Here is a 25,830-nt window from a genome sequence, read left to right on the forward strand (position 1 = left end):
GTAAACGGGTGGCCGAATCACCCAAAACCACTAGATGATTCCCTAGTGATTCGGGCAAGCGAATCGACAGATGCGTGAGGAGTACTGAATGGCCGCCAAAGACAGCAACACCGACTCCAAACCTGACGATCAGGACGCCGGCCACTCTCTCGATATGAGCCAGGCCGCCGTCAAGAAGATGATCGGCGAGGCCCGCGAGAAGGGCTACATCACCTACGATCAGCTCAACACCGTGCTGCCGCCGGATCAGGTGAGCTCCGAACAAATCGAAGATGTGATGTCGATGCTGTCCGAAATGGGCATCAACATCATCGAGGACGAAGACGCCGAGGAGGAAGAGGCGAAGGGTTCAACCGAGCTGACCACGACCGAAGGAACGCGCGAGGTCGCGCTTGGCTCCGGCACCTCCGAGAAGCTCGACCGCACAGACGACCCAGTCCGCATGTATCTCCGCGAGATGGGCTCGGTCGAGCTGCTGTCGCGCGAGGGCGAAATCGCCATCGCCAAGCGCATCGAGGCGGGCCGCAACACGATGATTGCGGGGCTCTGCGAGAGCCCGCTGACGTTCCAGGCGATCACGATCTGGCGTGACGAATTGTTGTCGGAAGACATCCTCCTGCGGGATGTGATCGATCTGGAAGCCACCTTCGGCAATCAGATGGATGAAGACGGCGCGGTGGAAGAGCCCGTTGTGGCCGCTGATGGCAGCACCGCAAAGAAAGAAGACGAAGGCCCCGAGCTCGATGCCGATGGCAACCCGATCGCTCAGGACGATGATGATGACGACGACGATCAGGCCAACATGTCGTTGGCCGCGATGGAAGCCGCCCTCAAGCCGCAGGTGCTCGAAGCGCTCGATACCATCGCCGAAGACTATGTGAAGCTGAGCGAGATGCAGGACAGCCGCATTTCGGCGACGCTGAACGAGGACGGCACGTTCAGCGCGTCGGATGAGGAACTCTATCAAAAACTGCGCTCCGAGATCGTGCTGCTGGTGAACGAGCTGCACCTGCACAACAACCGTATCGAAGCGCTGATCGACCAGCTCTACGGCATCAATCGCCGCATCATGCAGATTGACAGCTCGATGGTGAAGCTGGCGGATCAGGCGCGGATCAACCGGCGCGAGTTCATTGACGAATACCGCGGCTATGAGCTCGACCCGAACTGGATGGAGCGCATGGCCGAAAAGCCGGGGCGCGGCTGGCAGATGTTCATCGAGCGCTCGACCGACAAGGTCGAAGAGCTGCGCACGGACATGGCACAAGTCGGCCAGTACGTGGGTCTCGATATCTCGGAATTCCGCCGCATCGTGCAGCAGGTCCAGAAGGGCGAGAAAGAAGCCCGTCAGGCCAAGAAGGAAATGGTCGAGGCGAACCTGCGATTGGTGATCTCGATTGCCAAGAAGTACACCAACCGCGGGCTGCAATTCCTTGATCTTATTCAGGAAGGCAACATCGGCCTGATGAAGGCGGTAGACAAATTCGAGTACCGGCGTGGATACAAGTTTTCCACTTACGCCACCTGGTGGATCCGTCAGGCGATCACCCGGTCCATTGCGGATCAGGCGCGCACAATCCGTATCCCGGTGCATATGATCGAGACGATCAACAAGCTGGTCCGCACCGGACGTCAGATGCTGCACGAGATCGGCCGCGAACCGACGCCGGAAGAACTGGCAGAGAAGCTGCAGATGCCGCTGGAGAAGGTTCGCAAGGTGATGAAGATCGCCAAGGAGCCGATCTCGCTGGAGACACCGATTGGTGACGAGGAAGACAGCCAGCTGGGCGATTTCATCGAGGACAAGAATGCCGTGCTGCCTTTGGACAGCGCCATTCAGGAGAACCTCAAGGAAACCACGACGCGCGTGCTGGCCTCCCTCACGCCGCGCGAGGAACGCGTTCTGCGGATGCGGTTCGGCATCGGCATGAACACCGACCACACGCTCGAAGAGGTCGGCCAGCAGTTCAGCGTGACCCGCGAACGTATCCGCCAGATTGAAGCCAAGGCCTTGCGGAAGCTCAAGCATCCGAGCCGGTCACGGAAGCTCAGGAGCTTTCTGGATCAATAGGTCGGGTCGAACTGCTCCCGATCCTAGCCAATTAGCGCGCCAGGATCGGGACAGATATCTATACCACGCAGTACTTTGGTGACGACGAACCGGCTGGTGGCACCGACAGCGTCGAACACATAGCCATCTCCATATCGAAATACCCGAAAGCAGGACGGATTTGGGTCGTTGTCGGGGGGATAGGAAAAGCACGCCTGCGCCAGCGGAGTGATGACCATCTGTCCGGGGTTCGAATACCCAATCTCGGCTGACTCCGGCGCAAAGCGATAGACTGTTTCGCCGTCAGGTTCGATGCATTCGTCAAACGAAAGGTCGCTGCCCATCAGGTGACCAAAAAGATGTGTGCCGGGCAGCTCCGCTTCAAGGTCCTCTGATGTCAGCATCTGCATGGGCTCGGCTGGGCAAGAACTGCCAAGGCAGATCAGCGTGAGGAGCAACAAGGGCCTTGATGCATACTCAGAGAATTGCACCATCAATGTCATGTTCCATTTGCTTTCGCATCTTGCGGCGCAGCCCCCGGCATGGCGGCTTGTCGCTCCTGGCTGGTTGTCGCATGATTGCAGGCAGGCTGGAAGTCGACGTGCCCCATTGGGGGGGAAAGAGCGACAAAACATGCGCGGCTGTCATCCGAAATTTTTATGCAAAGTGTGCCGGACCGATGCATAATACGCCCGGGCGTCTTGCGACACAAACTCCACCGGGCAGAGGAGATCATATGTCAATTTTCAAAAAACTGTTTGGCGGTAGCGCTGAAGCCAAGACGCTCACAGAAACCTACGAAGGGTTTGAGATCACCCCCACGCCCATTGCCGAGGGCAATACCTACCGTGTCGCCGCGACCATCGAGAAAGAAGTCGACGGAGAGAGGCTCAGCCACAAGCTGGTGCGGGCGGATACGCTGCAAGGGTTGGGGGAGGCGCAGAAGGCCTGCATCCGCAAGGCCAAACAGGTCATCGATGAGCAGGGTGAGAGGCTCTTTCGGTGACTGGCGGCCAGTTGGCCGAGATCTCCATCGCCACTCACGGCCCGGGACTGTATGAATTTACCAATCAGCTGTCCCCGCACACCACCGGCTCGGGGCTGCTGACGCTGTTCATCCGCCACACGTCCGCCAGCCTGCTCATTCAGGAAAACGCCGACCCCGAGGTGCGAACGGACCTCGCCAATTTCTTTGCGCGCCTGGTGCCGCCGAGCACCGATCCGTCCATGTCCTATCTCACCCATACCTACGAGGGTCCCGACGACATGCCCGCGCACATCAAGGCCGCGCTCTTGCCGACGCATCTGTCGATCCCGGTGACCGATGGACGCCTCGCCTTGGGCACATGGCAGGGCGTCTACCTCTTTGAGCACCGCGACCGGCCGCACCAACGACAGGTCGCGGTGTCCTTTCTGCGCAACGGATGAGCTTTGTGACCGCCTACCACATTTCGGCAGTGATTTCCCCCCTACCCAAAACTTAGTTGCGCGCCTATAAGTGTGGATAAGTGGGGCGGTGATCCCACAAAGAGGCGGAAAAACAAGGGGAGACGGCCCATGCGCTGCCCGTTTTGCGGAAATATTGACACCCAGGTGAAAGACAGCCGGCCAGCGGAGGACCATGTCTCGATCCGGCGGCGGCGGTTCTGTCCGGCCTGCGGGGGGCGCTTTACAACCTATGAGCGGGTGCAGCTGCGGGACCTCGTCGTGATCAAATCAAATGGAAAACGCGAGGACTTTGACCGCGACAAGCTGGAGCGGTCAATCCGGATTTCGATGCAGAAACGCCCCATCGACCCCGACCGGATCGACCAGATGATTTCGGGCATCGTGCGGCGGCTGGAGAGCATGGGCGAGACCGATATTCCCTCCAAGACCATTGGTGAGATCGTGATGGAGGCGCTTGCACGGATAGATACGGTGGCGTACGTTCGCTTTGCCAGCGTCTACAAGAATTTCCAGGCAGCTGATGATTTCGACAAATTCGTCAGCGAGTTGCGGCCAGACGTTCCTACAGAAGAGTGAGCGCTGACGCGCGATACATGGCGCTTGCGCTGTCGCTCGGGCGGCGCGGGCTTGGCCGCACATGGCCGAACCCGGCCGTCGGATGTGTCATCGTTCAAAAGGGCCGCGTCGTCGGGCGCGGCTGGACACAGCCGGGCGGACGACCACATGCGGAGACCGAAGCACTACGGCAGGCGGGTTCGAACGCACAGGGCGCGGATGTCTACGTTTCGCTGGAACCTTGTGCGCATCACGGCAAAACCCCGCCCTGCGCACAAGCGCTGATTGACGCGGGCGTGAGGCGCGTGGTGATCGCAGCCGAGGATCCGGATCCGCGCGTGAGCGGGCAGGGCGCAGAGATGCTGCGCGCTGCCGGGATCCCCGTCGAGAGCGGCGTGATGGCCGATGAGGCCCAACTCGATAACGCGGGTTTCTTTGCCCGGGTCGAGTTGGATCGGCCTTTGGTGACGCTGAAGCTCGCCAGCAGCTTTGACGGCCGTATCGCGACTGCCAGCGGAGAGAGCCAATGGATCACCGGACCTCACGCGCGCCGTTACGTGCATGGGCTGCGCGCACGTCATGATGCGGTCATGGTCGGCGGTGGCACGGCGCGCAAGGACGATCCCAGCCTGACGGTGAGAGATCTCGGCATCTCCTGGCAGCCAGCGCGTGTCGTCGTGAGCCGGCGTCTCGACCTGCCGTTGATGAGCAAGCTCGCCCGCACCGCCAAGGAGGTGCCAGTGATCCTGTGCCACGGGCATGATGCGGATGCGACGCTGAGGCAGACCTGGCAGGATCTGGGAGCGACCTTGGTGTCATGTGACGCCTCCGGAGGCCAACTCGACCCGCGGGATGTGGTGCGGCAACTGGCCCGCCGCGGCGTGACACGCATCTTCTGTGAAGGGGGCGGCGCCTTATCGGCGAGCCTCATTGAGGCGGATCTGGTCGACACGCTGATTGGCTTCACCGCCGGGGTGATTATTGGCGCGGAGGGGGGGCCGTCCATTGGGGCCCTCGGCCTCGGGCATCTGGACGAAGCGCCTCGGTTCGTATTGGCGGAAAGCAGACGGCTGGGCCGAGACATCCTGCACGTCTGGCGGCGTCGGATGTCGGCCTAGCGCCGCCAAAGGTAAGCGTGACCAGCCAGCAAACCCTGCAGTTTCGACAGCAACCGATTGGCGGCGAAACGGTGGTGCACGTCGCCGCCGGCCAGACGGTCAATCGCGATTTCCACCGGGCAGGGCAGGCCCGTTGTCGGATCGATATAACGGGGGTAGTCGATGAGCGTGGCGTGAACCAGCCCGGCCAGGCTGGGCCTGGCGCGCCTGCGCGGCGGCACCTCACCGAGATCCGTGGTCAACCCCCAGCCCGCATAAAACGGCACACCAAGGGTGGTCACAGGCAGACCGCGCAACAGAGCCTCAAACCCGAGCAGAGAGGTCATTGTCCAGACCTCCTGGACCTGATTGAGCAGGACCGCCGGATCGGCGCCGGAGGCGACATGGTCCGCCAGCGCGCTGGCATCGCAGGCCCCCGCCCGGAGCCCGGCCTCGACATCGGGATGGGGCTTGTAAATCAGTTGGCCGGTCGGGTGTGCGGCGCGCGCGGCTTCAAGCAGATCGGAGTTGCGCCGCACCTTTACAGTACCTTTGGTGATGGACGCGTCGTCTTCCACCTGCCCGACCACGAGGATGCGATGCCCGCCGGGCAGATCACCGGCGTTTCCGGACAGGTTGTACTTGGTGACCTTCTTGTCGATGAGCTGACGGATCACGCCATTGGCGCGGGCCTCTTGGTCGGGTCGCAAGTTCACGCGCTGGGTGATCAGCTGTTCAAGGCGGCTCGGTCCGCTTGGGTCGTAGTAGATGCCCAGATCGTCCAGCACCAGCGAGAGCGGCGGCACGAGCTCAGCGCCAAGACCTTTGGAGCGCAAGAACCCGTCCTCCACACGGGTGGCATCGCGGTGGTCGTCTGTCGCCTTGCTGGCCCAGACCATCCAGGGCCGCTGCATCGCTCGGGCCTTTGCGGGGGTCTTTTCGAAGCGCAGCGGTATGTATCGCCCGAAGATCTGCTGCAAGGGCTTTCGCTTCCAGAGCCGCATGCCGGAGGCGACCCAGCCTCTGCGATCTTCGCGCCATCCGCGCGCGTGGGCCGCCAGTGTCTCGATCGCCATGTTCAGGTCGCAGAGTGCGTCGTTGTAGGGGTCATACCAGGTCGGATAGAGCATCATCGTGGCGGCGAAGAGTTGTGCACGGGTCAGACTGCGCTGGCGACGTTGGACCGGGAACTCATCCACGGTGAGCCCCCAGCCCGCATAGAATGGCTGGCCGAACACCCGCGGTTTGTGACCCGCAAAGATGGCCTCGAAACCCAGCTGTGACGAGACGGTGTAGACACCGACCGCACCGTCAAAGAGCACCCAGGGGCTGATCGGACCGGTCAGAAAGGAGATGCGGTCCGAAAGATTTCTCTCGTCGAAGTAGCCGGGCCGAAAGCCGGCGACAGACTCAGGATGGGTCTTGATCAGGATGGGTGCGCCCGGATGCTCTTCCTGCGCGATGAACAGCATCTCGAGAAAGCGGTTCCGGTCAGCGCCGGATGCGATCACCGAGGCATCACCTTGCGTCTGGTCCAGAACCAGCACATAGCCGGGCGGCGGGGCTGGATGCGCAGGATCGACCGCACTGAATTTCGTCAAATGGGCCTCTTTGATCCGGTCAATCAATCCGCGCGCCGTGTCGAGCAAAGCCGTGTCATCGAGCGGGTGCGTGCTCAGCAGAGCCTCCAGATCCGACACGGTGGAAGGATCATAGTGCACACCGTTGTGATCAATGAGGAGACCCAGCGGCGGCTCTTTCAGACGTCCGGGGTGCAATGAGCGCAGCCATGCGTCTTCCACCCGCACGAGGCCTTTGCCCCGCCGAGATGCGACCGCCTCGCCGCGGTGGGCCGTTGGGCTCATGCCCCAGACGCCGACAAGATCCTCCGGCCCTGGGGCTCCCAGTTTGATGTGATATCCACTGAGCGCCAGAATGCGGCGAATGCGCGGCTGTGTCAGGAAACCGCCATTGTAAACGAAAAGCCGCCGGGCAGTGTCCTGTCCGGCGGCGCTCGGGTTGCCTGACGGCGCCATGCGGCAGGTCAGTTTGCCAGTTGGTCGATTGAGGCGGCCGGACTGACGAGGGAGCCGAAGACGGCAGACACGGCCTTGTTCCACTGGGCCAGTGGCGCCTCGGTCACATAGATCGTATCGCCGTCGCGGATCACGAAATCACGCGCCACGAACATTCCGTTGGGCTCGGTCAGGTCCAGCAGATAGATCATCCGCTGTGCTCCTATCAGGTCTTCTCGGCCAAGCACCTGTGCGGCCACCTCGGGAGGCTCATTGCGGAAAATGAAAACTCCGGTCGCGTCTGAGGTTGCCGACACCAGGCCGCCAACCTGCGCAATCGCTTCGAGGGCGGACAGGTTCTGCGACTGGAACGGCACTCGGGCTTGCGCGCCGGTGGCGCCCAAAGCGGTAAATGAGCGTGTGTCCTCTTCGACGAGGATGCGGTCGCCCCCGCGCAGGGCGATATCGAGCTCCGGGTGGTTGTAGAGATCCTGGAACCAGATGCGGCTGCGTTCGTGCCCGCGGATCACGGTGATCTGCGCGATCTCCGGTTCGATGGTGACGCCGCCTGCGCGGGCCAGCATGGTGGCAAGCGTGCGGGTGGGCCGCTCGATGGCATAGACACCTTGTCCCCCCACAGCGCCGGTGAGCGAGACGGTGGACCCGTCGCCGGCCTCGCGGCGGACTTCCACCTGTGGATCCGGGGTTTGGTCTTCGAGCTTCGAGGTGATGATACGGCGGATCGCTTCCGGAGAGTTCCCGGCGGCACGGATCCGGCCTGCATAGGGTACGAAGATAAAGCCGTCACCGTCGACCTGAACGGTTTCCAGCAGCGTGGCGTTGCCTGTCTCACCGGCCAGAAGCCCGTCATCGACGTTCTCCCAGATGGTCAGACCGAGGATGTCGCCGGGACGGATCGTATCCGATCCGATGGGGGCCGAATTCTTGAAACTGTCGGAGAACCCAAGTGCAGGGACGACCGCTGTCGCACGGGTGACCCTGTCATTGACTGTCACCACGAAGGCATCGCCTTCCTTTTGCACGGAGCCTTGGAAGATCTGTCGCTTGTTGGGTCCAACATGAGGCAAGCCGCACGACGCCAAAACGGCCAAGGCCGTCACCAAAGCGATAGGCCGAGCCCACCGATAAGCTGAAGTTGTCACTTCGCGGTCTCCTCGACCTGTTCGAATTCTGCCTCGTCTCGCCGGTTTTCCCGGGCTATTCGCGCCAGAGTAGTCGTTTATCGGTGGAAAATCCAGCACTTGAGCGGCTGGGCGCTAGCTCACCACTTTCAACTGTTGCGGATCAGTCGCGGTCCGGTTGCGGTCGAACACATAGGGGTCGCGGTCTGACAGCATCATGTCGATCACAGCGCGCAACAATTGGCGACGCCCGCGGCTGGCGTAGAAGCTGCCCGGCAATTGGCTGGTTTTGAGGAGGAATGCGCGAAAGTCTCGATAGGCCATGCGATCCGGGCGCTTGGGATTGGCGAAAAACCGCGAGAGCGCTTGGTCGGAGACCAGTTCGGGCTTGTTGTAGACGGCGGCTCCAAACGCTCTCAGGGGGATGCCACGCCAGAGCGCTTGCTGACCCGACGTCGAATTGACCGTGACCGCGCTTCGGGCTTCCTGGAGGATGCCGGCGAGCTTGCCGCCGCGCAGGTAATGCACGCGGTCCGCGATCCCGGCTGCGCGGGCAAACCGGCGAATGTCGCGGCGTAGGGGCGCGCGCCCATCTTCGAGCGGATGGGCCTTGAACACCAGATGGTGATGGGCGGGCGCTCCGGCGGCGAACTGCGTGATGACGAGTTGCAGGAAGTCCGCCTGCCGCTCGAAGGGGGCGTGCATCTGGAAGGCGCTGTCATGCTCGAGCTGCAGCAGCGCGACGTGATAGGGAAAGCCGCCTTTCTGGATGCGAAAGGTGGCCCATCGCCGCTCAAGCGCCTGCAGGGGCATCAGAAGCAGCCGGTGGAGATAGAGGCGAAATTCCTGCGCGACGTTCAGCGACCGATGGGGCCGGAATTGCCCATAGCGCTGGTTCAGCAGCATGACGAAGCCATGATAAAGCGCCCCGTAAAACACGTGTTGACGCATATCGCCCCAATGGCAGGGGGGAACGGGTGGGTCGCGCAGGGCATCGGCCTGCGCGTTTCGCATCTGGGCCAGCGGCATATCCATCAGCGGCGAGTGGCCGTTTGAGCCGCCGCGTTCATAGCTCACCCAGTAGGGACGCAAATAGCCCTCTTCGAAGACGTGTATGCGGATACCCCGCTGCCTCGCTGCCCGCACGGCGGCAGCATGCATCCACCGTGTATCGGCGTAGAGCACGATGTCGGTGACGCCCTTCTCCTCCAGAACGCCGCTCAGAAAGTCCTCCCAGGCCTCCTGCGCAGCGCGAAATGGAATATAGCTGCCTCTGCGCGGCCAGAAGATGCTGTCCCCCATGTTGAACCCGATGCGCCACACGGTGGCGCCGGTTTGGGTGAGTTTCTCTCCAAGTTGGAAAAAGAAGGGTCCGTGCGGCCCTTGCAGGAACAAAAACACGCGTTTGGGTGTCAGGCGGCCCGATGCCGCGATGGGGGTCGTCGTCACAGTCGCGTTTCACTCTCTGCTGTCACCCCACCGGCGTTATGGCACTTTGCGGGCGATCCAGCAAGCGCGGGGGCTTGTCACTGCCCGGGCGCCCGGCTAACTGACGTCGAAGACGACAGGAAAGCACCCCATGTTCACTGGCATTGTCACCGATATCGGCGAGATTACCGCACTTACCCAAGAGGGCGACCTTCGGGTTCGGATTGCAACCAGCTACGACACACGGAGCATCGACATGGGCGCCTCGATTGCGTCGGACGGTGTGTGCCTGACGGTCGTGGACCTTGGCCCGGACTGGTATGAGGTGCAGGTCAGCGCAGAGACCGTGGACAAGACCAATCTGGGCACTTGGACGGTTGGCAGCCGGGTGAACCTCGAGCGGGCGCTGCGCGTGGGCGATGAGTTGGGCGGCCATATCGTCTCCGGCCACGTGGACGGTGTGGCCGAGGTGATCTCGGTGACCGAGGAGGGCGACAGCACCCGTGTTGTGCTGCGCGCGCCGGAGGATCTGGCGCGCTTCGTCGCGCCGAAGGGGTCTGTCGCGCTCAACGGCACGTCTTTGACGGTGAATGAAGTCGACGGCGCCGAGTTCGGGATCAACTTCATTCCGCATACGAAGCTGGCGACGACCTGGGGCGATGTGGCTGTTGGCGATCAGGTGAACCTCGAGATCGACACGCTCGCGCGTTACGTCGCGCGCCTTGCGGAGATGCACAGCAGCTGAGCGTCTCCTGCGTCTGGTCAAGGCCGCTGCGCTGCGATATGAGCCTGCGCAAGTGGAACGAAAGGCGCATGCGCGATGAGCTTTGAAACCCCCGGGGCAATCGAGACGGATTTGCGCGCCAAGATTGCGCCAATCGAAGACATTATCGAGGATGCCCGGAAGGGCCGGATGTTCATTCTGGTCGATCACGAAGATCGGGAGAATGAAGGCGATCTGGTGATCCCTGCGCAGTTCGCCGATGCCGAGGCCATCAACTTCATGGCGACCCACGGGCGCGGGCTCATCTGCATGCCGCTGACGGCGGAGCGTGTCGAGACGCTTGGGCTGCCCATGATGGCTGTCAACAATTCCTCGCGGCATGAAACGGCGTTCACGGTCTCGATCGAAGCCCGGGAGGGCGTGACCACCGGGATCTCAGCTGCGGATCGCGCGCTGACGGTTGCGGTGGCGATCAGCGAACAGGCGGGTGCTGCGGATATCGCGACGCCTGGCCATGTCTTTCCCTTGCGCGCGCGGCAAGGTGGGGTGCTGGTGCGGGCCGGGCATACCGAAGCCGCTGTCGACATCAGCCGGCTAGCGGGGCTGCATCCCTCCGGTGTGATCTGCGAGATCATGAAGCCTGACGGCGATATGGCGCGTTTGCCGGATCTGATCGCGTTCGCCGCCGAACACGGGCTGAAAATCGGCACGATCAGCGATCTGATTTCTTACCGTCTCAAGCATGACAACCTGCTCCGCCTTCGGGACGAACGGGAGGTCACCTCGGCTTACGGTGGCGACTGGCACATGCGTGTGTTCGCGGATGAGATCACCGGCACCGACCACGTGGTTCTGAGCAAGGGGGATCTGAGCGACCACGCGCCCATTCTGGTCCGGACCCATGCGCTGAACGCGCTGGAAGACGTGCTGGGCCTCGGCCCGAGCCCTGCGGATGAACTGCCGCGGGCGATGGAGATCATCGCGCAGGAAGGGCGGGGCGCCGTGCTGCTCTTCCGCGAACCGCACCCCAAGCTGCGGCTTGATGGAGACGAAGACGAGGGCCCGCGTACGATCAAGCGCACCGGGGTCGGTGCGCAGATCATGTCCAGCCTCGGGTTTCGGGATCTGATCCTTCTGACCGACAGTCCTCAGACAAAGTATCTGGGTCTGGAGGCTTACAATCTGTCTATCGTGGGCACGCGCCCGATCACCAAGGAGTAGCGCATGGCCGTGAATGAAGAGCACTATGTCCTGCCGCGGCCGGAGTTCGACAAGCCGGTGAAAATCCTGATTGTCGTGGCGCCTTACTACAAGGATATCGCCGACAACCTCGTCGCCGGGGCGAAGGCCGAGATCGAGGCCGCGGGTGCAACCTGGGAGCTGATCGAGATGCCCGGTGCGCTGGAGGTTCCGACGGCCATCGGCATTTCGGACCGGCGCAGCAATTTCGACGGCTATGTCGCACTGGGCTGTGTGATCCGGGGGGAGACCACGCATTACGAGACGGTCTGCAACGACAGCAGCCGCGCGCTGCAGTTGCTGGGCCTGCAGGGGCTTTGTATCGGGAACGGTATCCTGACGGTCGAAAACCGGCAGCAGGCCGAAGTGCGGGCGGATGTACAGGGCCAGAACAAGGGGGGCGGAGCAGCGGCGGCGGCCTTGCATCTGGTTGCGATGGCTCGTAAGTGGGCGACCCAATCGAAGGGCATCGGCTTCAAGCCCGCGGGACAGGACACCGTGATCGCCGGCTCAAGTGACGGATCCAGGACGGCATGACATCGCTGCACAGCAACCTCTCTGGCAACCAACGCCGGAAAATGAAGTCCGCGACGCGGCTCTATGCCGTTCAAGCGCTGTTCCAGATGGAGCACTCCGCCCAGACTGTGGACGCGGTGCGCGCCGAGTTTCTCGATCATCGGTTCGGAGCCACCTACGACGGCGAAGAAATGCTCGACGGCGATATCTCCCTGTTCGAGACCTTGCTCGAGCGGGCGGTGAACGACCAGGCGGCCATCGACCAGATGACAGATCGGGCGCTGGTCGCGAAATGGCCGCTGGGCCGGATCGACCCGACTCTGCGGGCGCTGTTCCGGGCTGCGGGAGCGGAACTGCAGGACAGGCAGACCCCTCCCAAAGTTGTGATCACTGAATATGTCGATGTGGCGCGCGCCTTCTTCCCAAATGGTAAGGAGCCGAAGTTCGTGAACGCCGTGCTTGACCATATGGCGCGGGAAACTGCACCAGAGGCGTTTTGAAACCGGCGATAGTTGCTCTAGCTTTATCTCCCAAGGAGGCAGACATGCCACGGGTTGTCAGACTGTATGTGAAAAGTGCCCTGACCGGTTTTGCCGCGGCAGGCGCGTTTGTCGCCCTTGTTTTATGGCTCAATGTCGCGAACCTGTGGCACCTTGTGTCGACCTCGGACGTGGCGATCATGGCAGTGGCTGTCTTCTGGGTGTTGAACGGAATCGTCTTTTCAGGCGTGCAATTTGCCTGGGCGATCACCGCGATGGCCGCGAGACAGGACAGCAACACCGGCGGCGGTGGTCCCCGGCAGGCCGTGCCCGTTCTGGTTGCGGCGCAGAAGCGCAAACCGGACCGTTAACGCTAATATTGCCGGAATGCCTCTGGACATTTCCGCTCCAAGTGCCATTTTTATATCAAAGGAGACTGGCAATGTATGATTACATTCTTCGTTTTATCCGCAGTGTTTTTGCACAGCCTCAGCAGAATGAATTGCTTATTCCGGTTCGGGTCGAGCAAAAACAGCCGCCGTTCAAAAGCCACTAAGGCATTTGCGATCTCACTCTGACGTCGATGTGTCAGCAGCGGTGTGACGGGCCCGCTGCGACCGTTTGGTTTTTTATTCCCGAGGACCTGTATTTACAGGTGGGCGCCAGGTAACTTGACCAGGGTCAGGACAGAGCCAGCTCCCTCGGATTTGCTTAAGGCCACTGGAACGTAACCAGTCACGCGAAGAGCAGCACCCGTCACCCCCGACATCTAAGTGTCAGCACAGCCAAGGACAAGGGCGGCGCATCGTGGTCAAGAATATTCTTGAACGGTGTTCTTGATATGTTCATACTTCCGACATGGCGCATGACGATCTGCATAAGGTTTTGCCCGGGCAACTTCTCGCACGTGGCGCGGGCCGCCTCTTGTCCAGCTACGGGTTTGTGAGTGTCGAGGAAGTGGCGCCCACCCGGGGTCTGCGGGTCGATGTGATGGGGTTGGGGCCAAAGGGCGAGATCTGGGTGATCGAGTGCAAGTCAAGCCGGGCTGACTTTCAATCCGACGCCAAGTGGGATGGTTATCTGGAGTGGTGCGACCGCTTTTTCTGGGCCGTGGACGAGCACTTTCCCACCGATCTTCTACCTGTGGATACCGGTTTGATCATCGCCGATGCCTACGGCGGAGAGGTCATTCGCATGGGACCCGAAAGGAAACTGGCCGCTCCGCGGCGGAAGGTCATGATCCAGAAGGTGGCGACGACTGCGGCGCGCCGGCTGCAGGGGCTGCGCGACCCGGAGATGGCTGCCGTGTGGGGTTAACGGCCTTTCGGCATGATCTTGCGGGCGCGGTTGGCCGCCGCGACGATTTCTTCGGCGATCTCATCCGCGTCATCGGGCGAAAAATCCATGGGAATCTCAACTCCGTCCGACTCGACGTAGATCCGCACCATGCCCTTGTCGGTCGGCCCGATCTGAAGGTTCGCTTCGATCTCACGTTCCGTATCGATGCCCATGGGTGCCCTCTCGCTTGACGTGGGTGCATCGCTAGCCCGCACCGGCTTGAAAGGCAAGCTGTCCTGCGGTTTGCTGTCACTATGACAGAGGTGACACTCCGACAGTTTGATCGCTCGGACCGGGACTGGCTGGTGGAGCAGCATGGTGTCCTTTACGCGCGGGCAGAAGGGTTCGATGCAAGCTTTGGCGAGTTGGTGGCCGAGATCCTCGATGACTTCATCGCGGATCATGACGCCCGTGCCGAGCGGGGCTGGATTGCCGAGGAAAACGGCCAGCCGTTGGGGTCGATCTTCTGTGTCAGACTGTCTGAGACCACCGCCAAACTGCGGCTGTTTCTGCTGGTTCCCGAGGCCCGTGGCAAAGGGCTCGGCAAGCGGCTTTTGACCACCTGTATGGAGTTTGCGGAGACGCGCGGCTATGCCGGTATGCAGCTCTGGACGCACGAGAGCCACACGGCAGCCGGTGCGTTGTACCGCGCTGCAGGGTGGGATCTGATCAGCGCAAAACCCGTGCATTCCTTTGGTCAGGATCTGGTGGAGCAGAGCTGGACCTATCGGTTTTAACCCTCTTGCAATCCGAATACCGGGCGGATAAATCCAAACCAGTGCCGCCTTAGCTCAGTTGGTTAGAGCGCCTGATTGTGGATCAGGAGGTCCCTGGTTCGAGCCCAGGAGGTGGTACCATCAATTCAGCAGATTATCAGATATCTTGATGCGCTTGACGTGCTGCGCGCCGACTCTCGGTGGTCAAGACATCGGACCGAAGGACATGCTTGTTCAGGCTGCATCGTGGATCCTCACAATATCTCTATGGAAGCGTGCCCGGACCACGACGCAATAGGCGAGCGTACCGCGTTGTCGAAACCGTTCGGAGTTGAAGCGGTGAGGGCGCACAACCCACCGCAAGGCCTTGGCAAAGATGACCTGGTTCATGGGCCAATGTTGTCTGCCGCGCGTGCGGCGCATCGTCATAGGGTGTGGAGAGCCCGCCCAAGCCAGCTAGCTTTGGGCGATCACACGGAAAACAGGTGCATTCACCATGATTGAAATCGCTCTTTTGATCACCGCTCTCTTGTTTGGAGGCATGGTCCTCTACGCTTTTGGTTTCGCGGCATTCGTCTTCACCGCACTGCCCGCCGAAACCGCTGGCCCACTGATCCGCAAGGCCTTCCCGCACTTCTATCTCTTTGTCTTCGGGTCCTCCGTGCTGGCTGGCTTGGTTGCAGTATTCCTGGACCCGATGTCGGCTCTCATCCTGGCTGCAATCGCTGCGACCACGGTGTTTGCGCGGCAAGCCCTCATGCCCGCCATCAATCGAGCGACCGATATGAAGCAGCCCCAGCGCTTCAAGATGCTGCACACGCTCTCCGTGGTCGTGACCTTGTGTCATATCGTCGGCGCCGCCTTTGTTCTGCTGCGCCTCTCCGGAGCGACCTAGCCACTCTTCCAGAGTCCAGGCCCGCTGGACACACGCAAAGCTCAAAGACGCCCGCCGCTATTTCGTCGACGAGAGGTGAATATGCTCAATCGACAGTTCGGTAACGGTCAGGGTGATCTGAGAGATAATATCCTGACCCGAGAAGAGGCCCGTCACGGCGAAAAAATGGCCTGCGAGGTCTTCACTGCTCAATCTGCCACCTGAAATCGTAAAATCGGGTGACGCTCCAAAGATCTGTTCGATCTGCTCTGCCAGACCATCCATTTGCCCCGAGGAGATGGGCGCGCTTCTGTAATCTATGACCTGGCAGGATTGCTCGATGAGCCCGCCACCTCTTACGCTGACAATGCCATGGGACCGTTCGACGCCCCCTTGCTGAAGGTTGGTGCTGACGTAGTAGTCCACATTTGCGAAATCCTCAGTGTGATGGAAGTCCTCCTCCCCCTGGATGCCGAAACTGGCCCTGGGATCCTGATGAAAGGCATCCGGCGCGTTGATCATGCGACTGCAGTGCTTCTGATACTCCTGCACAAGCAGAAGAAAGTGGTTCTGATCAAAGGCGCTTGCGGATGTGGGGCAGGCCATCACGGCTAGTAGGCAGAGCGTGCTGGAAAATGTGCTTTTCATATATGTCTTTCGAAGAGAAGTGTTTCGAGGTGGTTCTTGTCTGGCCGAGACATTTGGCCGTGTCAAAGGCCAGATGTTTCGGATTGCAAGTCGTCGCAAACGCAGTTCGCGGACGGCAGCCATTGAAGGAGCGCCGAGCCGGTCCAAAAGCAGCAGGGCCTAGTGTCGAAGTGGTTCCCCGAAGGCACGCAAAGCAGCGGGGTTCGACAGTTTGAGATCATGCCGACGCCTCCTGGCCAAGAAGAGCGATCCCCGCACGTCTGCAACCCATTGGGTTTGTTTTCCGAGCCTCGGCGAGAGGGACGGCTACCTTGCCGTCGACGCCTCGGCGTCCACCGGGCGCCGAAGCGGTCAGCCGACGGTCACATCGGGCGCCGGCTTTTCAGATGCCGCGGTCGGAGCGCGTTTGGCGATCTCCGCTTCCCGTCCCACCGCGCGCGGAAACGGAGAAAGCGCGCTGAGCAGGAGCCAGTTCGGCAGGGCCTTTTGCAGGTCGCGCGGACCCTCAAGGCGTATATGCCCAGCCGCTATCTCCTGTCGCAGATCGCGAAAGCCGCGCCAGGCCTCGATAAAGCGCCGGATCTCGGCATGGACAACTATGTCTGCCTCGTAACCGGGATACTTCAAACACATGTCGGCATGCCCCTTTTCGACCACAAGCCAGAACCGAAAGATGCCCTTCTGATAGCCGCGAAACGCAAACTCCATGACCGTCCGTTGCTCCGGCATCGCCTCGATATTCAACCTCGTGTGCATGCTCCAGGCAAGAAAGGCGGGGTCCAGATCTTCGTGCTCCATGTCGCGGGACCACTTCTGGCCCCACACGGCGAGGTTCATGATGATCGGGTCCAGATCGCGCCCCGCGTCGGTCAGGTCATAGGAGTAGCCGCGTTCGTTCTCCAGGGGGTGCCGCGTGATCAGACCTGCATGTTCCAGTTGTTTCAGCCGCTGGCTCAGCAGCGTCGCCGAAATCTTTGGGACCCCCCGATGAATCTCATTAAAGCGCGTGCAGCCGTCGATGACCCGGCTGATCACCAGCAGAGTCCAGCGTTCGCACAGCAACTCTGCTGCAAGGGCGAAAGGGCAGTATTGCCCGTATCCTTTATAAGGCATGGGAGCACCCCTCTGTCTTTCATTGATCGCGATGAGCATTGGCCAAACCTCGACGCCGTTCAACTACAGAATCTGTAGTGCTGCATATTTCTTAGTTTAAAGCGCGGACGAAATGGCGATCCTTGTTGCAAACGCAAGGAGACGGAGGCACCATCATGGCGCCAGATGATCATAGCGGCCTAAGCTTTGCCCTTGGGGACATCGCGATCTTTCCGGGGTGCGACGCGTATGACGCGCGCAGAACCGTGTGGAATGAGACGGTCGACCGTTGCCCGGCCGCGATCTGCGCCTGCAGAACACCTCAGGACGTTCAACAGGTGGTCTCCCATATGTCGCAGCGGGGCGGCCCGGTGTCTGTCCGCGGAGGCGGCCACAACATCGCGGGAACCGCTGTCGCCGATGATGTCGTCATGATCGACCTCTCAGATATGCGGCAGGTCACGGTCGATGCGGAAGCCCGCCGTGTTCGGGTCGCGGGCGGGGCGACATTTGCCGACGTGGATGCCGCGACACAGAAACATGGGCTTGCAGTCGCAGGCGGTGTGGTGTCGTCCACCGGCGTTGGCGGGCTCACACTTGGCGGAGGGATCGGATGGTTGGCCCGCCGGCATGGGCTGAGCATCGACAATCTGCTCTCGGCCGAAGTTGTGCTGCCGGGTGGGCAGCGCATCACCGTCTCGGATCAGGAACATTCGGATCTGTTCTGGGCACTGCGGGGTGGTGGTGGCAATTTCGGTGTCGTGACCGCATTTGAGTTTCGCGCCCATCCTGTGGGACCAAATGTCAGCTTCGGGCCGACATTCTTTGATCTCGATTGTGCCGAAGCTGTCCTGACCGCTTATGCGCAGCAATCACAACACCTCCCCAATGAGGCCTGTGTCTGGGCCAACCTGATGACGGCGCCCCCGTCTCCCGCATTGCCTACGCGCTGGCATGGGAAGAAAGTTCTGACGCTGATGCAGTTTCATGCGGGGCCGCTCGACGCTGCGCGGACCGATCTGGCGCCGCTGTATGGCGGGGTGAAACCGCTGGGCAGCGCCTTTGCCGAGCGTCCCTTTATCGAAGCCCAGAGGTTTTTGGATGACGCCTATGCATTTGGCGCGCGGAACTATTGGCGGACCCACAACCACACGAAGCTGACTCTGGGTCTGATCTCGACGCTGGTGGATCTGGCTGCGGACCTGCCGACGCGGGCCTCCGAACTTCTGATCTGCCAACTGGGCGGCGCCATCCAGGATGTGCCAGCCGACGCGACGGCCTTCGCGCATCGGCATGTGCAGTTCGTATCGACGCCCGGCGTGCGGTGGCAGGACGCCGGACAGGACGCGCAGATGATCGCGTGGCTCAGGCGCGCGTCCGAGCGGATCGCCGAGCACGCGGACCCGGGTGCCTACGTCAACTTCATCGCAGAGCAGTCTGGCGCCGACATTGCATATCAGCACCACATGGAGCGCCTTCGCGGGATCAAGCGTCGCTACGACCCCAACAACATGTTTCGCATCAACCAGAATATCCGACCCGCGGCGCCGCCCTGACGCGCGCGACCCCGAGACACGCACACACAAAAAGCAGGAGACGGATATGTCACATTATCGACGCCCCGCCAGAGCTGCCCTGGCGGCGACGCTCACGGCGTGCCTGACGGCGGGCACGGCCATGGCCGACGAGATGTCGCACGGCATGGAACATATGGCGACGGATACGCAGCCAGCACGGCCCATCGCCGATTCTATCGCGCGTCTGGAGGCGGACAAAGAAGGCCTGCGCATGTCGCTGGAGACGCGCGAGCTCACACCAGGCCATGTCACGACCGCATGGTGGGTGATCATGACGAACCCGTCCGCGTGCAGCGCCACGCCTTGTCCGGCAGACGACGTGATCGGGCGCGCGGCGGAGGTCGGCACCCAGATCGCCTTTGCCGATGGCGCGGTCAACGCCCCGGATGGAACCGCCAGTTTTGCAGCCTATCTGCCCGCGGGCGCGGTTCCGCACGGTTGGTATAACCAGGACGTCCCGGACCCCACCAAGGCCGAAATCCACTTGGTTCTCAATGACCACGGTCCCCTTATCGCGGAGATCACATCTTCGATGCTCACGTCGTACAGAGGCGGATGTTCGGATGCCAGCCTGCCGCCACCGTTCCCGGACCGGGCCAAGGCCGACGGCATCGCGGGGCCAAATCACTGCGCGCTCATTCAGGACGCGATTTTTGTTCAACCCAAGTAATTCAAAGAAATGAGGATTAGTATCATGAAAACTCTATGTGCCGCTGTTGTTCTTCTGTCTGCGCAAAGCCTGCCCGCCGCTGCTTTGACGGTCAATTCTGGTGACATTCTCCGCGGGTCCTATACCTTTCCAACCTTTGGCGCGACCACGCTTGAGCCCATCTCGTTCCTCCTGCGCGTGTCCTCTCAGGACCTCTTTGGCGCGGGCGACTCTGTTGGGGTTCGGTATCTGGACGGCGCCTTGACACCGGTGTCATTCACACGATTTGACAGCGTTGGCACAGGTCTCGACCCCACCATCGGCATCATCTTCGACCCGAGCGATGTTCTGCCGCCCGCGACCATGCCCGTCGTGCCGCGCTCCGGCTTTTTGGAGATCGAGGGCCTGTCAGGGTCCTTCGATGTCCTCTCGCTCGATCTTTCGGCGCTTGAACCTGTCTCAGGAAGCACACTGCTGCGCCGGACCACTGTCAGCGACTTCGAAAGGGTCGAACAATCCCTAGCCCCGGTGCCATTGCCCGCGGCAGGAGCCTTGCTCGCGCTGGCTATGGCTGGAGCATTCGGAGTGAGCCGTCTGGCGCGGGGCAGACCCTGTCGCGCCGCCGCATGATCGCCCCATGCGGCCAAGGCATTGGGTTTTGCGCCGCCCGCCCGCCAGCCGTTCGCGACCGGACCCTTTCATTCGGATCCGCACCTGTCGCATGGTCTGCGCATTGACGAGACAGGAGATACAGCGATGACGCGTGACTACGTCGCCATCAATCGCGACATCTGGGAGGAGGATGCCAGCAACTGGGTCGAGACCGGTGAACGGCTCTGGGCGGCCAGCGATCCCGAGTGGGGCAATTGGGGTGTGCCGGAGGCAGAGCTCGGTCTGCTTCCGGATGATCTCTCCGGCCAGGACGCCATCGAACTGGGATGCGGCACGGCATATGTGGCCGGTTGGATGGCGCGGCTGGGCGCCTGTGTCACGGGGATCGACATTTCCGCCGCGCAGCTGTCCACGGCACGGCGCCTTGCAAAGCGCCATGACGTGCCGATCACCTTGTTGGACGGCAATGCCGAAGCCACGACCTTCGCAGACGGCTCCTTCGATTTCGCCATATCCGAATACGGCGCGGCAATATGGTGTCGACCGGACCGGTGGTTGACCGAAGCCTGGCGCCTGCTGCGACCCGGCGGCCGGCTTGTGTTTCTGGGAAACCACCCCTTGTCGCTGATCTGCACGCCCGAAAATGGCGCGCCGTGTGACACGGTGATACACCGACCCTACCGCGGGATGTGGGGGGCCGACTGGACGCAAGTCGAATTCGACCCCAGCGGGATCAGTTTCAATCTGACCGTCGCGGATTGGTTCGCCCTTTTCAAAGATATCGGTTTCGACGTGCAGAATTATCAGGAACTCTACGCCCCGACGCATGCGCGCCATGTCAGAGCCGGGATTCCAGCCGAATGGGCAAAGAGGTATCCCGTCGAACAGGTCTGGCACCTTTCAAAGGGGACGGCGTGATTGCCCTGGACCCGAGGCCGCCAAGACCTCTTCGAGCACGCGCACTGCCGTCCGACCTTGAGTTGAATACCACGCACATCCGCACATCTAAGTCGCGGGTCATCTTGGCACGACCGATCAGCGGGAGCACGATGCTCAGATCCTCTGCCATCTTGCCGCTTTATGGCGCGTGCCGGTCCGCCCGTCCGTCGAGGCCGACTGATGCACACCCCTCCAGATCTTTCTGGTCGGAAATCGTGACGCGATGCCCATCGACCTTCACGCCATAAGATTGCAGGCTCTTGAACGCGCGGCTCAGGTTTTCAGGCGCCATCCCGAGCGAGGACGCAAGCCGGCATTTTTCCAATCGGAGCTCGAAATCAGATGCCATATCGGAATATTTCTGTTAGCGCAGAAGATAATCGCGAGGCGTTCCAAAGACGTCCGCAGTTTCAGGTCTTTCGTGTTCTTGACCACCGAGCGATAGCACTGCGCCAGTTCGGCCACGATCGCGCGCGCGAACTTCGCATCGATATCGAAGACGCCGCGCACATCCTGGCTGGGGATCAGGGCGATCCTGCTTTTTTCTAGCGTGCGGGCGGACATCAGGTAAGGCGCGTCCCTGATCGTTGCCGCCAGTATGAAGGTCGAGACCGGGCGAACGGTCGCCATCGATGTTTCCTGCCTGTTCCAGCTTGAGAAGAGCTCGACCGAACCAGAGAGGACGATGTGCAGGAAATCGCTTGGATCGCCCTCTTCGATAAGCTCGATTTGCGGCGGGAAGTTCTGCACGTAGGATCCGCGCATGAGCGCCTGGAAATGCGCCTCTTCCATCTCTGCAAACAGATGCAGACTGCGAATATCGGGAAAATCCGACTAGGGCATTCCCAGGTACACCGGGCAACTCCAGTTGATATTTGTTCAACAACCGATTGATAAATGTCAATCAAGGGTTCGATGTCCTTTGGCTTTGCGATTGACGTGGCGCTGCACCCGACGTGACAGCCTTTGATAAGCCATTTGTTTTACTGCACTTTCCGTCAGGTCTTGATCCAGATCACCCGGTGCAGGAGCAAAGCCGCGCACACGGACCCCAACGCGCAGGCGCCCACATCCGGGCGCCCGAGAACGGAGGGACCCATGGAAATCATGCTTGCGTATGACCATTCCCGCAATGCGCGGAGTGCGCTCGATGCCATCAAGCAGATGTTCGCGCCGTTGAATCCCAGTGTGACGCTGGTGTCGGTCGTCGAAGACATCGGCAGCGCCACGGCCGGGGCCGACGCGCTGTTTACCGAACAGTATCTGGACCAGAAGGCGGGCATAGACGCGGCCGCCGCCGAGCTCATGGCGGCAGGTTACGACGCCAGGGTCATGCTGGCCGAAGGGGATGCGCGCAAGATGATCTTGCGTGCCGCCGAAGAGCGCCAGCCCGATCTGCTGGTCATGACGCGCCACTCGCATCAGGCGGATGGTGGAGCATTGGGGTTCATCACCCGCAAGCTTGACGCCATCGCGGAGGAATTCGACCACATGATCTTTGGGTGGTCTCGGCCTTCCTCGCACGGCGTGCAAAATGCCCGATCCTCATCATTCCCACCCACGTTCCCGCATCCTCGATGTGGGCGGCTGAATAGACCCCGGGCGCCAGAAAATGAAAATATCCAGCCTGTTCCGAGTTCAGGATCGCGCAATTCGCGCGCTGCACCGACCTGGATCGCCTTCTCCATCACTTCTTATTTCTGGTTCAACATGGCGCCGCTGGCATCCTCGATGCTGGCCGCAAACGATTGGCTGACCCGCGACGACATCCGCCTCTTCGCAATCGCAAACGTGGCGCTGACGATCCCCGCGCGGATCCCCGTAGGCCTCGCGCTCGACAACTTCGGGCCGCGCCGGGTGTTCTCGGTCCTGATGGTCGTCATGGCCATTCCAATCCTTTTCTTTGCCTTTGGCGACACAAAGATGCAGCTTTTTGTCTCGCGTCTGATCATGTCCTCCGTGGGCGCGGGCTTTGTTGTCGGCATCCACATGACCGCGCTGTGGTTCAAGCCGCGCGACATCGGCTTTGCCGAGGGCTTCTATGCGGGGTGGGGCAACTTCGGCTCTGCGGCCGCCGCGCTGACCATCCCGACCATCGCGCTGAATGTGTTCGGCGGCGCTGACGGCTGGCGCTATGCCATCGCGATGTCAGGCCTCATCATGGCCGCCTATAGCGCGTTCTATTGGTTCGCCATCACCGATGGCCCGAACTCTGGAACCCACACGAAGGCCAAAGGCTCCGCTCTGGAGGTCTCCATATACAAGGACCTCGTGATGCTGGTGATCTTCACGGTGCCGCTGATCGGGATCTTGTCGATCCTCGTCTACGCCCAGCAGTCCTACGGCTTCAACTACTGCGGCACCGTGGGCTGCAACCGGGATGAGTTTGTCGTCGTGCGGAAGATGAAAAAGGTCGACTGGCTCGACCGGGAAGCGACCAAAGTGGAGGCAGCAGAATGAGAGTACGTGCGCAAATCGGCATGGTGCTGAACCTCGATAAATGTATCGGGTGCCACACCTGCTCTGTGATCTGCAAGAACATGTGGACCACACAGGATGGGGTCGAATACGCCTGGTTCAACAACGTCGAGACCAAGCCCGGATTGGGCTATCCGACGCATTGGGAGAACCAGGCCAAGTGGAAAGGCGGCTGGAAGCGGACGAAATCTGGCAAGCTGCAGCCCAAGCAAGGGTCCAAGTGGCCGATATTGTCCAACATCTTTGCCAACCCCGACCTGCCCGAGATCGACGATTACTCCGAGCCCTTTGATTTCGACCATGATCACCTGAAATCGGCGCCTGAGATGGAGGCGTTCCCCACGGCGCGCCCCTATTCCACGATCACCGGCGCGCGGATCGGGAAGATCGAGAAGGGCCCGAATTGGGAAGAGATCCTCGGCGGGGAATTCGCCAAGCGCTCGGAAGACTACAACTTCGAGGGCATCCAGAAGGAGATCTACGGCGAGCATGAAAACACCTTCATGATGTATCTCCCGCGCCTCTGTGAGCATCGCCTGAACCCGGCCTGCGCGGCCTCGTGCCCCTCCGGTGCGATCTACAAGCGCGAGGAGGACGGCATCGTCCTGATCGATCAGGAGACATGCCGCGGCTGGCGCATGTGCGTCTCGGGCTGCCCCTACAAGAAGGTCTACTACAACTGGGAAAGCGGCAAATCCGAGAAATGCACCCTGTGCTATCCCCGGATCGAAGGCGGAACCCCACAGTGTGTTCGGAGACCTGCGTGGGGCGCATCCGCTATCTGGGCGTGATGCTCCATGACGCGGATAAGATCGACACAGCCGCCAATGCGCCGACCGAGCAGGAACTCTATGACGCACAGCTGGATGTCTTCCTCGACCCGAATGACCCGGTGGTGATCGAGGCCGCCCGCGGGGATGGCATCCCCGAGGATTGGATCACCGCCGCGCAAGAAAGCCCGATCTGGAAGATGGCGATGGAGTGGAAGGTGGCCTTCCCGCTGCATCCGGAATACTGGAGGCTGCCGATGGTGTGGTATATCCCGCCGCTCAGCCCGATTCAGAACGCCGCAGAGGCGGGAAAGATCGGCACCGATGGCGCGATGCCCAATGTGCACGACTTGCGCATCCCGGTGAAATACCTCGCCAATATGCTGACAGCCGGGGACGAGGCCCCTGTGGTCTCGGCGCTGGAACGGATGCTGGCCATGCGCGCCTATATGCGGTCGAAAACAGTCGACGGTGCCATTGACGAGGCCATCGCGGCTCGTGTGGGACTCAGCGGTTGAGCCACCGAAGAGATGTCCAACATCATGGTCCTGGCGGACTATGAAGACCGGTTCGTGATCCCGACCACGCACCGCGAACAGGTCGAAGACGCCTATGACCTCAAAGGCGGTTGTGGATTTACCGATGGCAACGGCTGCTCCACCGGCAAGTCCAAGGCCTCGCTCTTCGGCAAAGCCAAGAAACCCCTGAAAATGCCGGAGGCCCTGTGATGGACCGTACATTCAAAGGCCTCTCCTTTAGTCTGAGTTGCCCGACGCGCGCGCTGCAGCATGCCGTGCCCGAGATCGGAGGCGTCCTGGCCTCGGACACGCGATTGACAGCAGCAGCCCGTCGGGCGTTGCGCCCGCTCATGGAGGCGTTGAGTGGGGGCGACATCTATGACCTGCAGGAGAGATACGTGGGGCTCTTCGACCGGTCGCGCACGCTCTCGCTCAACCTCATCGAGCATGTGTACGGCGAAAGCCGCGACCGGGGCGGCGCCATGGTTTCACTGGTCGAGATGTACCGCGACGCAGGCTTTGACCCGGTCACGTCTGAGTTGCCCGATCACCTGCCGATGCTTCTGGAAATCCTGGCCACGCGCCCCCTCCACGAGGCACAGGGCGCCCTTGGCGGACGCGGCTCATATTCTGGAGGCCCTGAACACGTGACTTCTCCGTCAGGAGAGCCCCTATGGCGCCGTCTTCGCCGCGCTCTTGCAGCTGTCGGGCGCGCAGGCCGACCAGGACGCAGTGGCCGACCTGCTGGAAGAGCCGGACGTGGATCCGAACGACCTCGTCGCACTCGACAAGGTCTGGGAGGAGACCGAAGTCCGCTTTGGTCCCGATCCCGACGCGGGATGCCCACAGGTGCGCGACATGCTCGCGCGCATGGACGAGCCCATCAATCCCACCCCGCCACACGCCGCTGAATAGGGAGTATCCA

The 25,830-nt window shown here is 61.3% G+C and carries 31 protein-coding genes, 1 tRNA gene and 1 pseudogene; 24 read left to right on the forward strand and 9 right to left on the reverse strand.

The window, feature by feature from the left end:
• Positions 1-88 precede the first annotated feature (88 nt).
• Positions 89-2,071 carry an RNA polymerase sigma factor RpoD gene (rpoD, locus tag Q1A71_RS00635; RefSeq protein WP_299670646.1) on the forward strand — a complete coding sequence of 661 codons (1,983 nt, stop codon included), beginning with the start codon at positions 89-91 and terminating at the stop codon, positions 2,069-2,071.
• A gap of 23 nt (positions 2,072-2,094) precedes the next feature.
• Here rpoD and Q1A71_RS00640 read toward each other — a convergent pair whose 3' ends face one another.
• The gene (locus Q1A71_RS00640) at positions 2,095-2,553 is read right to left on the reverse strand and encodes a hypothetical protein (protein ID WP_299670647.1); all 459 of its coding nucleotides are present in this window, start codon (positions 2,551-2,553) and stop codon (positions 2,095-2,097) included.
• A gap of 233 nt (positions 2,554-2,786) precedes the next feature.
• Here Q1A71_RS00640 and Q1A71_RS00645 point away from each other — a divergent pair, with 233 nt between their 5' ends.
• From Q1A71_RS00645 to ribD, 4 genes are all read left to right on the forward strand, one after another.
• Entirely contained in the window at positions 2,787-3,056 is a 270-nt protein-coding gene (locus tag Q1A71_RS00645) for an HlyU family transcriptional regulator (RefSeq protein ID WP_299670648.1), read from the forward strand.
• 11 nt (positions 3,057-3,067) lie between these two features.
• Complete coding sequence (locus Q1A71_RS00650) at positions 3,068-3,478, forward strand: secondary thiamine-phosphate synthase enzyme YjbQ (protein ID WP_299670649.1); 411 nt, start codon at positions 3,068-3,070, stop codon at positions 3,476-3,478.
• Between the two features lie 129 nt (positions 3,479-3,607).
• Positions 3,608-4,075, forward strand: a complete 468-nt coding sequence (gene nrdR / locus Q1A71_RS00655) for a transcriptional regulator NrdR (RefSeq protein ID WP_299670650.1) — start codon at positions 3,608-3,610, stop codon at positions 4,073-4,075.
• Entirely contained in the window at positions 4,072-5,172 is a 1,101-nt protein-coding gene (ribD, locus tag Q1A71_RS00660; protein ID WP_299670651.1) for a bifunctional diaminohydroxyphosphoribosylaminopyrimidine deaminase/5-amino-6-(5-phosphoribosylamino)uracil reductase RibD, read from the forward strand. The genes nrdR and ribD overlap by 4 nt, the downstream gene beginning before the upstream one ends.
• Here ribD and Q1A71_RS00665 read toward each other — a convergent pair.
• From Q1A71_RS00665 to Q1A71_RS00675, 3 genes are all read right to left on the reverse strand, one after another.
• Positions 5,169-7,187 carry a capsular polysaccharide biosynthesis protein gene (locus tag Q1A71_RS00665; RefSeq protein ID WP_299670652.1) on the reverse strand — a complete coding sequence of 673 codons (2,019 nt, stop codon included), beginning with the start codon at positions 7,185-7,187 and terminating at the stop codon, positions 5,169-5,171. The genes ribD and Q1A71_RS00665 overlap by 4 nt on opposite strands.
• Before the next feature lie 8 nt (positions 7,188-7,195).
• A complete protein-coding gene (locus Q1A71_RS00670) occupies positions 7,196-8,329 on the reverse strand; it encodes a polysaccharide biosynthesis/export family protein (protein WP_299670653.1) in 1,134 nt (377 codons plus the stop codon).
• 114 nt (positions 8,330-8,443) lie between these two features.
• Positions 8,444-9,757, reverse strand: a complete 1,314-nt coding sequence (locus Q1A71_RS00675; protein WP_299670654.1) for a capsule biosynthesis protein CapA — start codon at positions 9,755-9,757, stop codon at positions 8,444-8,446.
• Positions 9,758-9,887: 130 nt separating this feature from the next.
• Here Q1A71_RS00675 and Q1A71_RS00680 point away from each other — a divergent pair, with 130 nt between their 5' ends.
• The 6 genes from Q1A71_RS00680 to Q1A71_RS00705 all read left to right on the forward strand — a co-directional run bounded on the left by Q1A71_RS00680 (position 9,888) and on the right by Q1A71_RS00705 (position 14,011).
• Positions 9,888-10,481 (forward strand): riboflavin synthase, encoded by a 594-nt coding sequence (locus Q1A71_RS00680; RefSeq protein WP_299670655.1) that lies wholly within the window; start codon positions 9,888-9,890, stop codon positions 10,479-10,481.
• Positions 10,482-10,556: 75 nt separating this feature from the next.
• Positions 10,557-11,681: a 3,4-dihydroxy-2-butanone-4-phosphate synthase gene (gene ribB, locus Q1A71_RS00685; RefSeq protein WP_299670656.1), complete on the forward strand. Its 1,125-nt coding sequence runs from the start codon at positions 10,557-10,559 to the stop codon at positions 11,679-11,681.
• Between the two features lie 3 nt (positions 11,682-11,684).
• The gene (locus tag Q1A71_RS00690; protein WP_299670657.1) at positions 11,685-12,236 is read left to right on the forward strand and encodes a 6,7-dimethyl-8-ribityllumazine synthase; all 552 of its coding nucleotides are present in this window, start codon (positions 11,685-11,687) and stop codon (positions 12,234-12,236) included.
• The gene (gene nusB / locus Q1A71_RS00695; protein ID WP_299670658.1) at positions 12,233-12,715 is read left to right on the forward strand and encodes a transcription antitermination factor NusB; all 483 of its coding nucleotides are present in this window, start codon (positions 12,233-12,235) and stop codon (positions 12,713-12,715) included. Before Q1A71_RS00690 ends, nusB begins: the two co-directional genes overlap by 4 nt.
• A 44-nt stretch (positions 12,716-12,759) precedes the next feature.
• Positions 12,760-13,065 (forward strand): hypothetical protein, encoded by a 306-nt coding sequence (locus Q1A71_RS00700; protein ID WP_299670660.1) that lies wholly within the window; start codon positions 12,760-12,762, stop codon positions 13,063-13,065.
• Positions 13,066-13,552: 487 nt separating this feature from the next.
• Positions 13,553-14,011 (forward strand): MmcB family DNA repair protein, encoded by a 459-nt coding sequence (locus Q1A71_RS00705; RefSeq protein ID WP_299670662.1) that lies wholly within the window; start codon positions 13,553-13,555, stop codon positions 14,009-14,011.
• On the opposite strand, the gene Q1A71_RS00710 is transcribed toward Q1A71_RS00705, so the two are convergent.
• Positions 14,008-14,205: a DUF6324 family protein gene (locus Q1A71_RS00710; RefSeq protein ID WP_299670664.1), complete on the reverse strand. Its 198-nt coding sequence runs from the start codon at positions 14,203-14,205 to the stop codon at positions 14,008-14,010. The two genes, Q1A71_RS00705 and Q1A71_RS00710, sit on opposite strands and share 4 nt — an antisense overlap.
• A gap of 81 nt (positions 14,206-14,286) precedes the next feature.
• Between Q1A71_RS00710 and Q1A71_RS00715 the strand changes: the two genes are divergently transcribed.
• The 3 genes from Q1A71_RS00715 (at position 14,287) to Q1A71_RS00725 (ending at position 15,643) form a co-directional block, all read left to right on the forward strand.
• A complete protein-coding gene (locus Q1A71_RS00715; RefSeq protein WP_299670666.1) occupies positions 14,287-14,769 on the forward strand; it encodes a GNAT family N-acetyltransferase in 483 nt (160 codons plus the stop codon).
• Positions 14,770-14,812: 43 nt separating this feature from the next.
• Positions 14,813-14,889 (forward strand) — tRNA-His (locus Q1A71_RS00720).
• A 355-nt stretch (positions 14,890-15,244) separates the two neighbouring features.
• On the forward strand, positions 15,245-15,643 hold the full coding sequence (locus Q1A71_RS00725; protein ID WP_299670668.1) for a DUF4149 domain-containing protein: 399 nt from the start codon (positions 15,245-15,247) through the stop codon (positions 15,641-15,643).
• Positions 15,644-15,700: 57 nt separating this feature from the next.
• Here the strand turns inward: Q1A71_RS00725 and Q1A71_RS00730 are convergent, their stop codons facing one another.
• Positions 15,701-16,270 carry a hypothetical protein gene (locus Q1A71_RS00730; protein WP_299670670.1) on the reverse strand — a complete coding sequence of 190 codons (570 nt, stop codon included), beginning with the start codon at positions 16,268-16,270 and terminating at the stop codon, positions 15,701-15,703.
• 351 nt (positions 16,271-16,621) lie between these two features.
• Positions 16,622-17,383 (reverse strand): helix-turn-helix domain-containing protein, encoded by a 762-nt coding sequence (locus Q1A71_RS00735; RefSeq protein WP_299670672.1) that lies wholly within the window; start codon positions 17,381-17,383, stop codon positions 16,622-16,624.
• Positions 17,384-17,538: 155 nt separating this feature from the next.
• On the opposite strand from Q1A71_RS00735, the gene Q1A71_RS00740 reads away from it, so the two are divergent.
• From Q1A71_RS00740 to Q1A71_RS00755, 4 genes are all read left to right on the forward strand, one after another.
• Entirely contained in the window at positions 17,539-18,918 is a 1,380-nt protein-coding gene (locus Q1A71_RS00740) for an FAD-binding oxidoreductase (protein WP_299670674.1), read from the forward strand.
• Between the two features lie 46 nt (positions 18,919-18,964).
• Positions 18,965-19,609 carry a hypothetical protein gene (locus Q1A71_RS00745; protein ID WP_299670676.1) on the forward strand — a complete coding sequence of 215 codons (645 nt, stop codon included), beginning with the start codon at positions 18,965-18,967 and terminating at the stop codon, positions 19,607-19,609.
• 24 nt (positions 19,610-19,633) lie between these two features.
• The gene (locus Q1A71_RS00750) at positions 19,634-20,218 is read left to right on the forward strand and encodes a hypothetical protein (RefSeq protein ID WP_299670678.1); all 585 of its coding nucleotides are present in this window, start codon (positions 19,634-19,636) and stop codon (positions 20,216-20,218) included.
• 126 nt (positions 20,219-20,344) lie between these two features.
• Positions 20,345-21,118 (forward strand): class I SAM-dependent methyltransferase, encoded by a 774-nt coding sequence (locus Q1A71_RS00755; RefSeq protein WP_299670680.1) that lies wholly within the window; start codon positions 20,345-20,347, stop codon positions 21,116-21,118.
• A 160-nt stretch (positions 21,119-21,278) separates the two neighbouring features.
• On the opposite strand, the gene Q1A71_RS00760 is transcribed toward Q1A71_RS00755, so the two are convergent.
• Entirely contained in the window at positions 21,279-21,488 is a 210-nt protein-coding gene (locus Q1A71_RS00760; RefSeq protein ID WP_366140207.1) for a helix-turn-helix domain-containing protein, read from the reverse strand.
• A complete protein-coding gene (locus Q1A71_RS00765) occupies positions 21,413-21,931 on the reverse strand; it encodes a cyclic nucleotide-binding domain-containing protein (protein ID WP_299670684.1) in 519 nt (172 codons plus the stop codon). The genes Q1A71_RS00760 and Q1A71_RS00765 overlap by 76 nt, the downstream gene beginning before the upstream one ends.
• A 306-nt stretch (positions 21,932-22,237) precedes the next feature.
• On the opposite strand from Q1A71_RS00765, the gene Q1A71_RS00770 reads away from it, so the two are divergent.
• The 6 genes and pseudogenes from Q1A71_RS00770 (at position 22,238) to Q1A71_RS00795 (ending at position 25,820) form a co-directional block, all read left to right on the forward strand.
• On the forward strand, positions 22,238-23,599 hold the full coding sequence (locus Q1A71_RS00770; RefSeq protein WP_299670686.1) for an MFS transporter: 1,362 nt from the start codon (positions 22,238-22,240) through the stop codon (positions 23,597-23,599).
• Positions 23,596-24,408, forward strand: coding sequence for a 4Fe-4S dicluster domain-containing protein (locus Q1A71_RS00775; protein ID WP_299670688.1), 813 nt, complete (start codon positions 23,596-23,598; stop codon positions 24,406-24,408). Before Q1A71_RS00770 ends, Q1A71_RS00775 begins: the two co-directional genes overlap by 4 nt.
• Positions 24,381-24,905: a hypothetical protein gene (locus Q1A71_RS00780; protein WP_299670690.1), complete on the forward strand. Its 525-nt coding sequence runs from the start codon at positions 24,381-24,383 to the stop codon at positions 24,903-24,905. Before Q1A71_RS00775 ends, Q1A71_RS00780 begins: the two co-directional genes overlap by 28 nt.
• A gap of 12 nt (positions 24,906-24,917) precedes the next feature.
• Positions 24,918-25,115, forward strand: a complete 198-nt coding sequence (locus tag Q1A71_RS00785) for a hypothetical protein (RefSeq protein ID WP_299670692.1) — start codon at positions 24,918-24,920, stop codon at positions 25,113-25,115.
• A pseudogene (locus Q1A71_RS00790) lies at positions 25,115-25,447 on the forward strand (molecular chaperone TorD family protein); the annotation flags it as partial. The gene Q1A71_RS00785 and the pseudogene Q1A71_RS00790, both read left to right, overlap by 1 nt.
• Positions 25,448-25,637: 190 nt before the next feature.
• Positions 25,638-25,820 (forward strand): hypothetical protein, encoded by a 183-nt coding sequence (locus Q1A71_RS00795; protein ID WP_299671969.1) that lies wholly within the window; start codon positions 25,638-25,640, stop codon positions 25,818-25,820.
• Positions 25,821-25,830: the final 10 nt, after the last annotated feature.

This window comes from uncultured Roseobacter sp., from assembly GCF_947493125.1.
In the GTDB taxonomy this organism is placed as follows: Bacteria; Pseudomonadota; Alphaproteobacteria; order Rhodobacterales; family Rhodobacteraceae; genus Roseobacter.

Coding starts and splice junctions, on each gene's coding strand:
- rpoD (WP_299670646.1), top strand. CDS start 89: ATGGCCGCCAAAGACAGCAACACCGACTCCAAACCTGACGATCAGGAC.
- Q1A71_RS00640 (WP_299670647.1), bottom strand. CDS start 2,553: ATGACATTGATGGTGCAATTCTCTGAGTATGCATCAAGGCCCTTGTTG.
- Q1A71_RS00645 (WP_299670648.1), top strand. CDS start 2,787: ATGTCAATTTTCAAAAAACTGTTTGGCGGTAGCGCTGAAGCCAAGACG.
- nrdR (WP_299670650.1), top strand. CDS start 3,608: ATGCGCTGCCCGTTTTGCGGAAATATTGACACCCAGGTGAAAGACAGC.
- Q1A71_RS00665 (WP_299670652.1), bottom strand. CDS start 7,187: ATGGCGCCGTCAGGCAACCCGAGCGCCGCCGGACAGGACACTGCCCGG.
- Q1A71_RS00680 (WP_299670655.1), top strand. CDS start 9,888: ATGTTCACTGGCATTGTCACCGATATCGGCGAGATTACCGCACTTACC.
- ribB (WP_299670656.1), top strand. CDS start 10,557: ATGAGCTTTGAAACCCCCGGGGCAATCGAGACGGATTTGCGCGCCAAG.
- Q1A71_RS00690 (WP_299670657.1), top strand. CDS start 11,685: ATGGCCGTGAATGAAGAGCACTATGTCCTGCCGCGGCCGGAGTTCGAC.
- nusB (WP_299670658.1), top strand. CDS start 12,233: ATGACATCGCTGCACAGCAACCTCTCTGGCAACCAACGCCGGAAAATG.
- Q1A71_RS00700 (WP_299670660.1), top strand. CDS start 12,760: ATGCCACGGGTTGTCAGACTGTATGTGAAAAGTGCCCTGACCGGTTTT.
- Q1A71_RS00705 (WP_299670662.1), top strand. CDS start 13,553: ATGGCGCATGACGATCTGCATAAGGTTTTGCCCGGGCAACTTCTCGCA.
- Q1A71_RS00710 (WP_299670664.1), bottom strand. CDS start 14,205: ATGGGCATCGATACGGAACGTGAGATCGAAGCGAACCTTCAGATCGGG.
- Q1A71_RS00715 (WP_299670666.1), top strand. CDS start 14,287: ATGACAGAGGTGACACTCCGACAGTTTGATCGCTCGGACCGGGACTGG.
- Q1A71_RS00725 (WP_299670668.1), top strand. CDS start 15,245: ATGATTGAAATCGCTCTTTTGATCACCGCTCTCTTGTTTGGAGGCATG.
- Q1A71_RS00730 (WP_299670670.1), bottom strand. CDS start 16,270: ATGAAAAGCACATTTTCCAGCACGCTCTGCCTACTAGCCGTGATGGCC.
- Q1A71_RS00735 (WP_299670672.1), bottom strand. CDS start 17,383: ATGCCTTATAAAGGATACGGGCAATACTGCCCTTTCGCCCTTGCAGCA.
- Q1A71_RS00740 (WP_299670674.1), top strand. CDS start 17,539: ATGGCGCCAGATGATCATAGCGGCCTAAGCTTTGCCCTTGGGGACATC.
- Q1A71_RS00745 (WP_299670676.1), top strand. CDS start 18,965: ATGTCACATTATCGACGCCCCGCCAGAGCTGCCCTGGCGGCGACGCTC.
- Q1A71_RS00750 (WP_299670678.1), top strand. CDS start 19,634: ATGAAAACTCTATGTGCCGCTGTTGTTCTTCTGTCTGCGCAAAGCCTG.
- Q1A71_RS00755 (WP_299670680.1), top strand. CDS start 20,345: ATGACGCGTGACTACGTCGCCATCAATCGCGACATCTGGGAGGAGGAT.
- Q1A71_RS00760 (WP_366140207.1), bottom strand. CDS start 21,488: ATGGCATCTGATTTCGAGCTCCGATTGGAAAAATGCCGGCTTGCGTCC.
- Q1A71_RS00765 (WP_299670684.1), bottom strand. CDS start 21,931: ATGGAAGAGGCGCATTTCCAGGCGCTCATGCGCGGATCCTACGTGCAG.
- Q1A71_RS00770 (WP_299670686.1), top strand. CDS start 22,238: ATGGAAATCATGCTTGCGTATGACCATTCCCGCAATGCGCGGAGTGCG.
- Q1A71_RS00775 (WP_299670688.1), top strand. CDS start 23,596: ATGAGAGTACGTGCGCAAATCGGCATGGTGCTGAACCTCGATAAATGT.
- Q1A71_RS00785 (WP_299670692.1), top strand. CDS start 24,918: ATGTCCAACATCATGGTCCTGGCGGACTATGAAGACCGGTTCGTGATC.